The organism is Photobacterium sp. GJ3, from assembly GCF_018199995.1.
Taxonomy (GTDB): Bacteria; Pseudomonadota; Gammaproteobacteria; order Enterobacterales; family Vibrionaceae; genus Photobacterium.
In genome coordinates, this window is sequence record NZ_CP073579.1 from 1,372,957 (window position 1) to 1,386,553 (window position 13,597).

Consider the following 13,597-nt stretch of genomic DNA (forward strand, 5'->3'; position numbering starts at 1 on the left):
GCACCCGTGATTGAGATAACGACGTTTGGGTGAACCGGTTTTTCAACAACTTCGCTTTCGACAACATTGCTTTCTCCTTCACCTGAACCGCTTAGCGCTGGCTCAGTTGTTGATTCCATGAAAAATGACGTTGCAGACTGAGCATCCCGCGATCCAGCAGCAGTCCGATGAAGCCGATGGTCACAACGGCCACCATAATGCGTCCCAGTGAAGCCGAACTGCCATTCTGAAATTCATCCCACACGAATTTGCCCAGCCCCGGATTCTGCGCCAGCATCTCTGCCGCGATCAGCACCATCCAGGCCACTCCGAGCGACAGCCGCAATCCGGTGAACACCATAGGAATCGCCGACGGCAGAACAATGGTGCGCACATGCTGCCAGCGGGACAGCCTGAGCACGCGGCTGACATTGCGCAGATCCTTGTCCACCCCGGTCACACCGACGGCCGTGTTGATCAGGGTGGGCCACAGACTGCACATCGCGACAGTCAGCAGGGAATTTAAGAAGGATTTCGCCACCAGCGGGTCATCGCTGACATACAGCGCGCTGACCACCATGGTGACAATCGGCAGCCAGGCCAGTGGGGAGACGGGTTTGAGGAGCTGAATGATCGGGTTCAGCGCCGCATAGAGATTCTGATTCAGCCCCAGCAAAATCCCGGCCGGAATTGCAATCAGTGTCGCCAGCAGAAAGCCAGCACCGACCGTCAGCAAGCTGGTGCCGATCTGGTCAAAAAAAGTAGGCTTTCCGGTGTAATCGCGAATCCGGATCTCGGCCTGAGGATTCTGAGCCAGCCGTTCGGCATTCCGCGCTGCCTGACGTACATCAAAGGCTGTTTCGCGCTCCCGTTCACGCTGATGTTCAGCCACCAGACTGGTGAACTGCTGCCAGGTCTGAACCGGTCCCGGCAGGGTGCCTAAAGACGTCTGAACCTGACTGGCTGCCAGATGCCAGATCAGCAGAAAAATGACGATTCCTGAGGCCGGTAAGGCCAGGTTCCGGCAGTGCTGAATCACCTGTGCCGATTTCGGCAACACGCGAACATTGATCATTGAAGCTATCATCTGTTGTCCTCCTTACAAGCGGTCGTCGCCCTTCAGACCAATGGCGAATTTGTCGAGATACGCATTGGGCTGACGGCCGTCAAAAGTGATCTGATCAATGAAGCCATTCTGCGGGGGCCGGAACCCGTCTTCGCGGTCAAAATCCGGAAAGTCCGAGGGGGTCATTTTGCCTTCGGCAATCAGGGCTTCGGCAGCCTGGCGGTAGATCTCCGGACGGTAAACTCGCTTCGCAACAGACAGGTACCAGCCATCCGGTCTGGCCTGCGGGATCTGGCCCCAGCGCCGCATTTGTGTCAGCGTCCAGACGGCATCGCTGTAATAGGGATAAGTGGCGTGATACCGGAAGAACACATTGAAATCCGGCGCCGGACGCTGATCGCCTTTTTCATACTCAAAGGTGCCTGTCATGCTGTTGGCGATCACTTTGGCATCCGCTCCGACATACTGACTGCGCGCCAGCATCTGAACAGCCTGCGACCGGTTGGCATTGTCACCCTCATCCAGCCAGTGCGCCGCGCGGATCAAAGCTTTCACCACCCGGATATGCGTGTTGGGATTGGCCTCTGCCCAGCTTTTGCTGACCCCGAACACTTTCTCCGGGTTATTGCGCCAGATATCGTGATCCGTAATCACGGGCACACCAATGCCTTTCATCACAGCTTGCTGGTTCCAGGGTTCACCCACGCTGTAGCCCTGAATGGTGGCAGCCTCCAGCGTGGCGGGCATTTGCGGCGGCGGGGTGACACTCAGCAGCACATCGGCCTGACGCTGCCCGCTGTTATCTCCGTGCGCCGGATCATAAAAACCGGGATGAATTCCGCCGGCTGCCAGCCAGTAACGCAGCTCGTAGTTATGCGTTGACACCGGGAACACCATGCCCATATTAAAGGGCTTCCCTTCCGCCTGATACGACGCGATCACCGGCTTGAGCAGATCTGCCGTCACCGGATGCCGGACTCTGCCATCCGCCTGACGCTGAACGTTCGGCTTCATCGCTTCCCAGACGTGATTCGCCACCGTGATCGCGTTGCCGTTGAGATCCATGCTGAAAGCGGTGATCACGTCGGCCTGAGTCCCAATGCCAATGGTGGCTCCGATGGGCTGTCCGGCGAGCATGTGCGCACCGTCCAGCTCGCCGTCAATCACCCGATCCAGTAAAACTTTCCAGTTCGCCTGTGCTTCCAGGGTGACGTACAGGCCCTCGTCTTCAAAAAAGAAGTTTTCATAGGCCACGGCCAGCGGCGCCATATCGGTGAGTTTGATAAACCCAAACTTCAGTTCATCTTTCTCCGGTGGCCCCACGTCGGCCTGCGCCGACAGCGAGCACAGGCTGAGCGCCACCGCAACGGCAATTCCCTTTCGTTTTCCTCGTTCCATGTCTCATCCTCTTCCTCAAGTCGAAACCAATGCCTGAACCCATAAAAAAACGCTGCCCTTCCCAAAGGAAGCAGCAGCGTTGCTGTGTGATTCATGGATGTCTGATTTTTGGGCCGAAAAGTCAGGCGTCGTTGCCTCACCTTTCAGCCATGTTCATTCTGCTCGTCCGGTCCTTTTAACCTCGCGTCAGCCGGAGCAACACGTTCTTCGCAATCTGGCCCAGCGACTGACTGTGCTGCATCGCTGCGTTGCGAAGCATCTGATAAGCTTCAGCCTCCGCCAGACCATGCTGCTTCATCAGCAACCCTTTTGCCTGCTCCACCAGCCGCCGGTCTTCCAGACGGCGATTCAGCGTCTGAAACTCTCGCTCAATCCTGCGTTGCCGCGCCCTGACCTGTTCGGCCCTTTCCACCCAGACACACAGCGCCGTTGCCGAGTCGCCGGGGAGAAGGACATAACCGTCCGGGGCGGGTAAACGCTCGATATCGTGAATGTCCAGTTGCCGGATCATCACCACCAGCGGCCATTGCTGACTGCCCGCCTGCGTCACCAGCAGACGAAGTTCGGCATCCGCCCTGGCCCAGCTGATCACCAGCACCCGCGATGATGCCTGTGGGATCACCCCGGAAAGCTGGCTGAACTGACAACCGATCACATCGTCGTAATGCGCTGCCAGTTCTCGGGTCAGCCTCGCCTGTTCGCGGGTGCAGTCACTGCACACCAGGATCTGTCGGGGGGCTGCCGCCTGCTGCTCACTCTGTCGCGCATCTGATTTTGTCATCCCTGTCGACTTCCCTGTCCCTGACCGTTCACTCACTACACCATCACTCAAGCAAGGAAACGGCCACAGCGGCCAGCTCAACCAAAAAATACCTCTTTGGGGGTATCCATCGAATCAACATCTGACGTAAGTGATTGATTCAGCGTCTCACGGAGACGCACCACGTCGCCAATCACCAGCAGCGCCGGTGACTGTCCCTTGAAGATTTGCCCCAGTTTGGTGAGCTTGCCCAATGTCGACACATGCACCACTTCGTCCGGCGTGCTGCCTTTGATGACGACAGCCAGCGGGGTATCGGTGCTCAGCCCGCCCAGTGTCAGGCCGCTTTGAATTTCCCGCGCCTGTTCCAGTCCCATATAAAAAACAATGGTCTGCCCGGCGCCGATCAGCTGCGCCCACGCCGGTAAAGCCCCTGACACCACATGCCCGGTCACCAGCGTGACCGAACGGGACATTTCGCGATGGGTGAGCGGAATAGATGCCGACGCCGCGCAGCCAATTGCAGCGGTAATGCCCGGAACAAACTCAAAAGGAATTCCGGCAGCGGCCAGCGCCAGCCCTTCTTCGCCGCCCCGGCCAAAGATCAGCGGATCGCCCCCTTTCAACCGCACAACATATTGCCCCGTGCCCGCCTGCTCAATCAGGAGCTGATTGATGGCTTCCTGCTTCATACTGGGCTCACCGCAGCGTTTGCCGACATGAATCCGTACCGCGTCCGGATTCGCCAGCTTCAGAATCGCTTCACTGACCAGCCGGTCGTAAACCAGCACGTCTGCCCGTTCAATGGCTTTCAGTGCTTTGATCGTCAGTAACTCCGGATCCCCCGGTCCGGCTCCCACCAGACTGACTGCGGGCCGCTGTGCCATCGGTCTGATCGCTGGTATCATCGTCACTGTCTTTTCCGCAGTGTCTTTGAACGGATTCATCTCACTCATCCCTGTACTCCTTGTACTGAAGGCAAAGACTGCGCCACCCTGACCTCGGCCTTAGCGTCGCTTTCTATCCTCTGCTTTTCCTGAACATCTGGTGTCTGATTCGCCACCAGCACTGTGCGCACTTCTGCCAGACAAGACCCGCAATTGGTGCCGCATTTCAGCTGTGCCTGAAGTCCACCGAGTGTGTTGATGCCGTCTTCTTCAATGGCTTTGATGATTTGCCGGTCTGTCACTCGGAAGCAGCTGCACACCAGTTTTGACGGTGCCTGTCCCCGCAACATCAGCGCCAGAAATGCGGAAATTGAAAAGTCCTGTCCGAATAAGGCCGCCAGCGCCATAGCATCCGCCGTGAGTGGTTGCTGACTGACCAGACAGACAGCACTCAGTGTGCTGCCCTGTTGTATCAGCCCGGCCCAGCTGTTCGAAGCCGGACACATCCCATCCAGCATCAGTGCCCGTGCCACTTGTGGCGTCTGCGTTGTGTCGGACCATGCTTGTTTGGACAAGGGATGCCGGGTCGTAAAGCGCCAGAGACCCACGGCCTCTGTGGTCTGAAAACTCAGGTACTCGGTTGCAAATGGTGGCGGTTGATCACCGAGCCAGAGACCATAAGAGCCGACAGGTTCAGGGGCGATCGCAACGAAAGCGGACTTCAGAGCGGGCTGACCGGAAACCGGATCCGCATCAGCAGGAACGAGACCATTGACCCGGCTGTTGAAGCCAAACCTGCCAGCCCAGTGCATCGACATAAACAGCTGACCCGGTGACAAGCCATCATCCAGCCCCAGCTTCGCCAGCAGTGTCTGCCCCGACTGTGGTGCCTGTCCCGACTGTGCCGTTGCGGGTTGGGCATCGACTGCAGACAGCCGGATCAATTGTCCCTCATCCAGCTCAAGTTGCTGCGCGGCATGCGGATGCATGTAAACGGTGGGTTCAGGTTCGCTTTCGGCCAGCCGGGCGATGTGGCCGGTGCGGGTCATGGTGTGCCATTGATCCCGTTGACGGCCGGTATTGAGCCACCAGACAGGCAAGCGGCCATTTGGTCCGTGGTGTTCAGCAGTTTGCCCGGTAAACGTTTCAGACGAGACCGCCATGAAACGGGCACGTCCGTTATCCGTCGGAAACACGCCGTCACGGAACAGATGGGATGTCTGACCCAGTGGCCAGCGCTGTGGCTGCCAGTGTGCATAGTCCGCGTCGGACAGATCGGCCAGCGCAGACAAATCAAACATCAGAGGCGTGCCGCGATTGATCCCAGTCAGCGCAGCATGTTCGCGAAAAACATCCGCAGCACTGGGATAATCGAAACCCGGATATCCCATCCGCTGCGCGACCTCGCACAGGGCCTGCCAGTCCGCACGTGCCTGTCCCGGTGGCGGCAGAAAAGCACGCTGACGGCTGATCATCCGCTCCGAGTTGGTCACCATGCCTTCTTTTTCTCCCCAGCCAGCGGCGGGCAGCATCACATCAGCAAAGGCGGCGGTATCGGCATCCGGTGAAATGTCTGACACCACAACAAAGTCGCAGCGCGACAAAGCTGCCGCGATCCGGGCGCTGTCCGGCATCGACACAACCGGATTCGTCGCCATGATCCAGATGAACTTTATTTTGCCGGCATGCATGGCTTCAAAAAGATCGACCGCTTTGAGGCCGGGCTGAGTTGCCATGTTCGGCGCCTGCCAGAATTCCCCGACCGCAGCCACGGATTCGGTATCAAACCCGCGGTGCACCGCCAACTGATTCGCCAGCCCACCCACTTCCCGGCCCCCATCGCATTGGGCTGGCCCGTCAGAGAAAAGGGGCCGGCCCCGGGCTGACCAATACGTCCGGTCGCCAGATGGCAATTGATGATGGCGTTGGCTTTATCCGTTCCGTTAGCCGACTGATTGATCCCCTGACAAAACAGTGTCAGGGTTCGGGGCGTTTCACGGAACCAGTGAAAAAAGGTCTGCAGATCGGTCCGGCTCAGGCCCAGCGCTTCAGCACAGCGTTTCAATCCGTATTCCTCCCGGCGGATGATCGACCGGAGGGCTTCAAAACCCTGACAGTGCTGCGCAATAAATACGTCATCCAAAGCCTGATGATCCATCAGGAATCGCAACAGTCCGTTGAACAACAGCACATCCCCATCATTGGCTATCGGCAAATGTAAATCCGCCTGCTGCGCCGTCAGGGTTCGCCGCGGATCAATCACCACCAGTTTCAAATCCGGATTCACTTCCCGTGCCTGCTGTATCCGCCGGAACAGCACCGGATGCGTCCATGCCGTATTGGCACCGACGATCACAATCAAACCTGCTTTTTCTATATCGTCGTAATGCACCGGAACCAGATCTTCACCAAAGGCACGGGTATGTGCAGCGACCGCTGAGGACATACAGAGGCGGGAGTTGGTATCCAGATTGGCGGAGCCGACAAAACCTTTCATCAGTTTATTGGCGACGTAATAGTCTTCGGTCAGCAACTGGCCGGACACATACATCGCCACGCTCTCCGGCCCATGCTCGGCCAGAGTTTGTTTGAGTTTCTCTGCGATCAGCGTTGTCGCTGAAGCCCAGTCGGACTCCCGGCCCAGAATCCGCGGATAAAGCAAACGGTTGGGGATCGTCAGGCTCTCTTTCAGCGCAGAGCCTTTCACACATAACGCGCCCTGATTTGCCGGATGTCCGGCATCTCCGGTGACCTCTGGCAAAACGGTTGAAGCCCCCGACCGAGAACACGGATTGATCTGAACGCCGCACCCCACCCCGCAATACGGGCAGGCCGATTTGATCACAGATTGTTGCTGGCATCCGGAAGTCGGAGCGACCCTGCTGCTCATATGCATCTCCTACGCGGTGCTGCCACCGCCATATCGCAGGCATAAAAAATGCCACGCCCCCGGGAGAGGACGTGGCAGCAATGCCTAATAACCAAAGTATCAAGTGTTGAATGTCGTGTACGGAGTAGACTCTGCATCTTGTGTGCCAAAGTCGCACCAAATCAATCAAACCATTTAAAATCAATCGCTTATTTAGTTTTCTTGATCTTTCCCGCCCGAATCCGAAGATGAAAAAGTTCCGCGATAGTGCATCCCTGCACTGGCTTGGGGAGCGAATCAGCTGCGACTCAGACGAGCATGTCGCTGCCGGATCCAGACCGGACCAAAGGTATTCATCAGCATAGCCAGCACAATCAGGCTGACACCGAGCACCTTATTCCAGACCAGACTCTGCTCAAAGAAGGTGATCTGCCAGATAAAAGCGAACATCAGATTGGTGAGGATCAGCGGGGCCAGTTCAGAACCGGATTCAACCAGCCGGTACGCCTTCACCCGGAAGACCTGCGTATTCACAATACAGATAGCCAGCAGCAGCAACGCGGGCAACACCATGGACTGTAAATCAGTGATTTGCTGCCAGCTGTCGGTCAGCATGGCGTGGTTATGCGTGAACAGTACCAGCGGGACTAGCATCAGGCTGGCCAGAGTAAAACACCAGGCATTAAGGCCGAACGCTGACATCGTGCCTTTACTCACCCGGTATAAGCTAACCTGAGATCCGGCGTTAAACACACCTGCAGCGACGCCCACCAGTAATTCCGGCCGCATCGTCAATCCGTCACCACTGCCCGCCATCAGCATGACACCGAGAAACGTGATGATCAGATTCGCCACGGTGAGTGACTGAATCTGAGTTTTAAATAACAGTTTTTCTAACACAGGAATAAACAGCGGCCCGGTACTGAACAACACCACGGTTTCAACCAGCGATAAGTGACTGAGTGAAAAAAGAAAACACAGTTGTGCAGCCGCCACGCAAAACGCCCGGACTGCCAGCGATTGCCAGAGTTTCCGGTTGTCTGGCACGGCCCACTGCGTTAAAGACATCAGCCACATCAATAACAATGCAGGGAAGGCAAACCGTAACAGACTCAAGAGTTCAATACTGATCTGGTCACTGAGCAACTTAGACACCAGGCCGTTGACAGACAGGCTGAAAGTGGAAGCCAGCATAAAAAAGAGGGGGCGAAAATCTGAGGTCATGCAATACTCCTTAGCTGGCGAGGAGTCTAGCCGGGTTACAAATGATAAAAAAGCGAATAATATTAACCAAACCCGTAAGAAAAACTTACAGATGAGAAAATTCATTCCCCTGAAGTCTATTTATGCTTTTGTCGCCGTCGCGGAAACCGGCAGTATGACCGACGCTGCCGATGTGCTCAGTGTGAGCCATTCGGCCATCAGTCAGGCGATTAAGTCGCTGGAGAGTCAGTTGGGCTTGCCGCTGTTCCAGCGGGTTGGCCGGCGGGTTGAGCTCAACCGGAACGGCCGCAAGTATTACCGCCAGGTTGCACCGGCACTGGAACAAATTGTTGAGGCCGGTGAATCCTTACAGCAACAGAACCAGCAGCGAATCACCCTGAATATGGTGAATTCGCTGGCCCTTCACTGGTGGATTCCCCGAGTGCCGGAATTCCAGGCGATGGCGCCTCAGATTGATATCCGGATTTCGACGCTGACTCATGTGTTTGATCTCGACAAAGAGGGCGTGGATGTCGCCTTGATTCATGGCCGTCCCGACGACTGGAAAAATTATCATTGTGAAAAACTGGGCGATGATGAACTGATTCTGGTGTGTTCCCCCCGCTTATTGTCCGAGTCATCGGTCAATACCCCGGAACAACTCCTGCTGCACCATTCCCCGGTCTTCGTCACCAATCCCAGAAGACAGAATGACTGGCATCTCTGGTGTCAGGCCAATCAGTACCGAGTGCCCGCCCAGCAACGGAACTTATGTTTCACAACGTCGGCGCATGCTGTTCAGGCCACCTTACGCGGGCTCGGCGTGCTGGTAACCCATCGATTGTTTGTCCGGGACGATATTCGGCAAGGGTTGCTGGCCGAGGTCGGGCCTGCGGTGCTCAATCCGCAGCAGGCTTATTTTCTCGTGTGCCACCGCGACAAATTAAAACAGGAAAGTGTGATGACCCTGCGGGCCTGGCTCCGCAGTGAATTCAGCCAGCTCAGTGAGTGAGTCAGGATTTTTTACACCTTTCTCAGGCGAAAGACCGCCCTGGCTGCGATGACTGAGAAAAGGTGTCAGTATTTTTTACATCTGACGACAAGCTCATCCCAAAGATGACGAGGAATTAATGCCTTAGCATGATGGCACCGAAATTGCTCATCCCTTACGACCAACTTAGTTGGGTGTTCACCCCCGATTCTGTCGTACGTGAGGAGTAATCTAATGTCATTGTCGATTAAAAAAGCTTTGATTCCGGTTGCACTGGCCGCAACACTGGGCACCAGCATGCAGGCCAACGCGGATATTTTAGAACTGGCCCTGTTAATTGATGGTTCAGGCAGTATAGGTTCCACGGATTTTGCCAACCAAATCAGTGGCTATACCAACATTTTAAATTCAGCCGGCTTTTACAACACCTTCATCGATCCAAGCCCTTATACCGAGGTTTACGTCAGCGCATGGACCTTCTCCGGCACCGCCGTGCAGGTCGTCGACTGGACACTGCTCGACAGTGATGCCGCAGCGGCTGGCTTTGCAACCGACCTGACGAATGGCGCGTCTTACGCCGGCGGGTCGACCAACACACAAGACGCGATTCTGGATGCGATGGCTGCATTCTCAATCGGCTCACAGGATTACAAGTTCGTGATTGATATCTCCACGGACGGTGTGCCAACGTCCGACAATGATCCGGGCGATCCCAGTACGAATGCGCTGATTGCTGCCAATGCAGCCCGTGATTTGGGGATCACCATTAACGCACTGGGCGTCGGTGGCGTTGATCAGAGCTTCCTTGAAGCTTTAGTCGGGATCAATCCGGCAGACACGCCATTAGGTTTTTATCTTGAAGCCAGTAACTTTGGTTCAGACTTTCAGGATGCACTGGTCCGTAAGTTTGGTCGAGAGATCACTGATATGCCGGAGCCAACCTCCATGGCCTTTTTAGGTCTCGGCGTTCTCGGACTGGGCCTTCTTCGCCGCCGCCAGAAACAATAACCGGTATCCCTTCTTCCTCTCCCAAATAACAGAAAGCTCCTGACAACAGGGGCTTTCCATCATCCTCGGTGCATCATCGATTCCCGGTGACACGCATTTACAGACTTTCACCTTCGGCGGTCGCGGCAGTTTTCATGGCTTGCTCTTTGGCGACGCGGATAAATTCCTCGAATTCTTGCTGCATTCCGGCAATATCCATAGGCACAACCGTTTCCCAGTGTTCTCCGAAGTCAGCCGTACGCACAACCTGCCCCTGATCACACAAAAAATACAGCATGTTTTTATCAGTCAGCTCAGGCAACATGGTTTCACAACCCGCTTTAGAAGCACCATGATGCTGCCATGCCTCTTGATCACTGAGCCGATCCCTTTTCGCGGAAATCAGTTTCAGCGCACTGTCGCCATTGTTAGCAACAACGCGCCCCAGAGAAACCACAACGCCATCCTCTGTCATTGCAGGCAGGCTTCGCTCTGTCTTACCGTCACCCAAAAAATACAGGTGACGCTGAATCGTCTGCCACGCATCTCCATCATTGAAGCTGATGATCTGATCCCCCACACCATCCCACTGACTTACCGACAGACCCATTAAAACACCATCATTGAGTCTGGCCATTTTCACCAGGGGTTCTGATTCAGAAACAATCCATTGGCCGGTGGTGACATCGAAATCCGATTTCTGATTATCGTTCAGAATACGTATCTGACCCTTCGCATTGATCAGCGGAAACAGCCCCCCGTTCTGGACCCAGCCACCATTTGCCGGTTTTTGATTGAAAGAGCCGATTTTCTTCCATTCATGCTGAATATGCTCGAACTGATACACGGAATGAGTCATCGCAGAACGCGTCAATGCGTAGTAGCTCCCTTTGCCTTTACCCATCCACAGAATGGCTTCACTCGCCGGGACCGGAGAAAGTATTTGCCAGTGATCATGCCAGCCATTCGCAACAAACAATTGTCCGCGCTCACCGCCCACGGCAATCTGATGATCCAATTCCAGTACAGAAGCAACCTGCGCGTTCGTCGGCAAGTCCACCTGGAACCACTGACCATCGTGGCCCAGCACTCTCAGCTGTCCAAATTTCGCAGCGATGGCCCCTCTGGCAAATTGATTCAGCGCAATTGCATCATCGCCATAAGCATTCGCACGAGATAACTCACCCAGCTTCATTCTGATTTCATCCAGCTGGTCCTGTTGCCAGCTGCCTATGGCCTGCAAATCCAGCGTTTCAGCAATTTTCGGGTACTGATTCAGCACAAACTTTTCCAGATGCTGCTGTTCATCCAGTCGGGCGACATAAGCTTTCTGAGCGCTTGTGTTATTCCAGAACGAGGCTGATTTCACATTCAGTAATGGCTGAAAGCCAAGCGTGCCAAGATTGGTGATCTGATTGTTTCGCACGTCGAACTTGCCTGCACTGAAACCCACAGGCATGGAAAGCCAGGAACTCACATTGCCATCTGAGTAGTAACTGTACAGTTTGGTAATCAGATAACTGCCCTCCGGCATCGTCCCGACAAATAACTGACTGTCAATCACGCCCTGTGTAGAAGGAACCAGCGAATAAAAATCGGGCTCCCACTCAAGCAGGTCAGGGTCAATGTCTTTCACACCGGACTTTTCGACAGCGGCCTGTTTAATCGCTTCAATATTATCGGTTCGCATCACCAGAACTTCGGTCCAATGATCATGTAAAGCCCCCAGGGCTTCCGTATTATTAATAACCTGAACAGCCACCACACCATTGCCCGGAGGCAAGGGCTGATGATTCTCCATTCGAGTGGGCTGAATATTGCTTGCACAGCCACTCAGAACAGCTAAGAGAAAGAATAAAATCAATGGGTTTCTCATAAGCGCTCTCTCATCCCTTTGCTTCAATATTGTGAGTCATATAATTTTTTGTATGACTATACGCATACCGGAAATAATAGAAAGCCTTGCAAATGCAAGGCTTTCACAAAAAAGAAAGTTTGATCAGACATATCGATAATTTCGGTAAAAACTGCCTCATTCATTCGTCAGTTCAGGACCAAAGGGTGAGCACCCAATAAAAATCACGCGGCTCTTCCCAGGCAGCAACGAAAGAAATACCTCCTGATGTCATTCCCCCAAAGGCAACAGGACATGATCGGTAAACAGAAAGTTCCCCAGTAAAGCCGTGCGTTGCTGACTGCCATCCGAATAATCGACGAGAAAGCGAACCAGCAGATATCCCGGTGTGTCCCCTTTTCCCAAATCCAGAATGTTCACCGGTACTTCCAGGGCTTTCTCTCGCTCTGGCTGAATGACAACCGGATCAGCGAGGGTGACAGATTCATCATTGTCTGGCCCAAGACTGATTCCCGGTGCTTGCAATGTGACCCGGGGCGGTAACTGCTCCCCAAGATATCCTGCCTGCGCGGATGGGAAGACCACAAAGATCCGCTCACTGCGAATACGGGTCAGGGTTGCATCTCTGGCCCCACGATTTGAAAAGGTAAAGCGCAAGGTGGGTTGCAGCGTCGGATTCACCACCTCCTCCACATAGGCGATCGGCTGAGGCATCTCACTCAACGGTCTATTGATGAGTTTGCCTGCGGTGTCGTACCGATAATAATGAGGCACACCATCGTCGTGTTCATAGATATCCAACCGGGAAATCAAGCTGCCTTCAGCCTCGGGATCCCGCTCAATCCGGTAAACAGACACCATTGACTGCAAGGCATTCGCACTGAGGCTGCCCGCTGCGATTAATTGATTAGGCGCTTTGAACTGCGCCTGTGAATCGGTATTCAGCAAATAACCGGGTGTATCACAGAGTAACCAGGACGGCAGAACTTCAGCCCAGCGCTGGCATTCACCGGCAAGAGTCTGTTCTGCCTCTGGCGACGTTGCCGCCAGCATAGCGCTGTATTCGGGCTGGCTGATCGCGAGCAGTTCAGGCTTCAGCAACCCTGATTTTTCATCTGAAAACGGGGCGAGATCCACGCCCGTCAGGCTGAGCTCTGCGGGTCGTGTGTGATAGGTATAAAATTTCAGCACCACAGCCCCCAGCACCATCGCCAGCAACAGAGGCAAGATAAACCGCAACAGCAGATTCTTCTTGGTCATTGTCATTCCTCAGCGGTCAGCACTGCTGCTAAGTATAGCTGTCGCAACCCTCGCTATATTCAGTTAAAAGAGACGAGAAATCAGAATTAACCGACTTGTCATTTTTTTCATCGAATTCAATGTGTTTTAATTCTCAGGCCAATATCACAAAACCGGACTTCAACCACAAAAAATCGACCTGTCTCTATGAGTTCAAAGGCATACTCTGTCGCCCAATTGCCTTATATTAGGTTTTGTTGACCCGAGAATGGTCAATGCAGACCCAGGATAAAGACGCTTTATCCCCCGCTGTTCGCTGCGAAGCTGACCTAAAATCAGGAACTTCATCAGCAGGGATCAGTC

The 13,597-nt window shown here is 54.5% G+C and carries 9 protein-coding genes and 1 pseudogene; 2 read left to right on the forward strand and 8 right to left on the reverse strand.

Going from position 1 to position 13,597, the window contains the following annotated elements; all coding sequences use genetic code 11:
- Window positions 1–91 precede the first annotated feature (91 nt).
- The 6 genes and pseudogenes from KDD30_RS22945 to KDD30_RS22970 form a co-directional block, all read right to left on the reverse strand.
- Complete coding sequence (locus KDD30_RS22945; RefSeq protein ID WP_211650879.1) at window positions 92–1,066, reverse strand: ABC transporter permease; 975 nt, start codon at window positions 1,064–1,066, stop codon at window positions 92–94.
- A gap of 12 nt (window positions 1,067–1,078) precedes the next feature.
- Window positions 1,079–2,443, reverse strand: a complete 1,365-nt coding sequence (locus KDD30_RS22950; protein WP_211650880.1) for a CmpA/NrtA family ABC transporter substrate-binding protein — start codon at window positions 2,441–2,443, stop codon at window positions 1,079–1,081.
- A gap of 175 nt (window positions 2,444–2,618) precedes the next feature.
- A complete protein-coding gene (locus tag KDD30_RS22955) occupies window positions 2,619–3,224 on the reverse strand; it encodes an ANTAR domain-containing response regulator (RefSeq protein WP_211650881.1) in 606 nt (201 codons plus the stop codon).
- Between the two features lie 77 nt (window positions 3,225–3,301).
- Window positions 3,302–4,111: a uroporphyrinogen-III C-methyltransferase gene (cobA, locus tag KDD30_RS22960; RefSeq protein WP_249199454.1), complete on the reverse strand. Its 810-nt coding sequence runs from the start codon at window positions 4,109–4,111 to the stop codon at window positions 3,302–3,304.
- A gap of 44 nt (window positions 4,112–4,155) precedes the next feature.
- Window positions 4,156–6,980 (reverse strand): annotated as a pseudogene (locus KDD30_RS22965) (molybdopterin-dependent oxidoreductase).
- A 276-nt stretch (window positions 6,981–7,256) separates the two neighbouring features.
- On the reverse strand, window positions 7,257–8,183 hold the full coding sequence (locus KDD30_RS22970) for a DMT family transporter (protein ID WP_211650883.1): 927 nt from the start codon (window positions 8,181–8,183) through the stop codon (window positions 7,257–7,259).
- A gap of 91 nt (window positions 8,184–8,274) precedes the next feature.
- Here KDD30_RS22970 and KDD30_RS22975 point away from each other — a divergent pair, with 91 nt between their 5' ends.
- Both KDD30_RS22975 and KDD30_RS22980 read left to right on the forward strand, forming a co-directional pair.
- The gene (locus KDD30_RS22975; RefSeq protein WP_211650884.1) at window positions 8,275–9,174 is read left to right on the forward strand and encodes a LysR substrate-binding domain-containing protein; all 900 of its coding nucleotides are present in this window, start codon (window positions 8,275–8,277) and stop codon (window positions 9,172–9,174) included.
- 213 nt (window positions 9,175–9,387) lie between these two features.
- Complete coding sequence (locus KDD30_RS22980; protein WP_211651947.1) at window positions 9,388–10,161, forward strand: DUF1194 domain-containing protein; 774 nt, start codon at window positions 9,388–9,390, stop codon at window positions 10,159–10,161.
- A gap of 97 nt (window positions 10,162–10,258) precedes the next feature.
- Here KDD30_RS22980 and KDD30_RS22985 read toward each other — a convergent pair whose 3' ends face one another.
- Together KDD30_RS22985 and KDD30_RS22990 are read right to left on the reverse strand one after the other, a co-directional pair.
- A complete protein-coding gene (locus tag KDD30_RS22985; protein ID WP_211650885.1) occupies window positions 10,259–12,016 on the reverse strand; it encodes a hypothetical protein in 1,758 nt (585 codons plus the stop codon).
- A 249-nt stretch (window positions 12,017–12,265) separates the two neighbouring features.
- Entirely contained in the window at window positions 12,266–13,255 is a 990-nt protein-coding gene (locus KDD30_RS22990; RefSeq protein WP_211650886.1) for a hypothetical protein, read from the reverse strand.
- Window positions 13,256–13,597 lie beyond the last annotated feature (342 nt).

Excerpts from the sequence above, each read along its gene's own strand:
- KDD30_RS22950 (WP_211650880.1), bottom strand. The coding sequence starts at position 2,443 with ATGGAACGAGGAAAACGAAAGGGAATTGCCGTTGCGGTGGCGCTCAGC.
- KDD30_RS22945 (WP_211650879.1), bottom strand. The coding sequence starts at position 1,066 with ATGATAGCTTCAATGATCAATGTTCGCGTGTTGCCGAAATCGGCACAG.
- KDD30_RS22955 (WP_211650881.1), bottom strand. The coding sequence starts at position 3,224 with ATGACAAAATCAGATGCGCGACAGAGTGAGCAGCAGGCGGCAGCCCCC.
- KDD30_RS22970 (WP_211650883.1), bottom strand. The coding sequence starts at position 8,183 with ATGACCTCAGATTTTCGCCCCCTCTTTTTTATGCTGGCTTCCACTTTC.
- KDD30_RS22980 (WP_211651947.1), top strand. The coding sequence starts at position 9,388 with ATGTCATTGTCGATTAAAAAAGCTTTGATTCCGGTTGCACTGGCCGCA.
- KDD30_RS22990 (WP_211650886.1), bottom strand. The coding sequence starts at position 13,255 with ATGACCAAGAAGAATCTGCTGTTGCGGTTTATCTTGCCTCTGTTGCTG.
- cobA (WP_249199454.1), bottom strand. The coding sequence starts at position 4,111 with ATGATACCAGCGATCAGACCGATGGCACAGCGGCCCGCAGTCAGTCTG.
- KDD30_RS22985 (WP_211650885.1), bottom strand. The coding sequence starts at position 12,016 with ATGAGAAACCCATTGATTTTATTCTTTCTCTTAGCTGTTCTGAGTGGC.
- KDD30_RS22975 (WP_211650884.1), top strand. The coding sequence starts at position 8,275 with ATGAGAAAATTCATTCCCCTGAAGTCTATTTATGCTTTTGTCGCCGTC.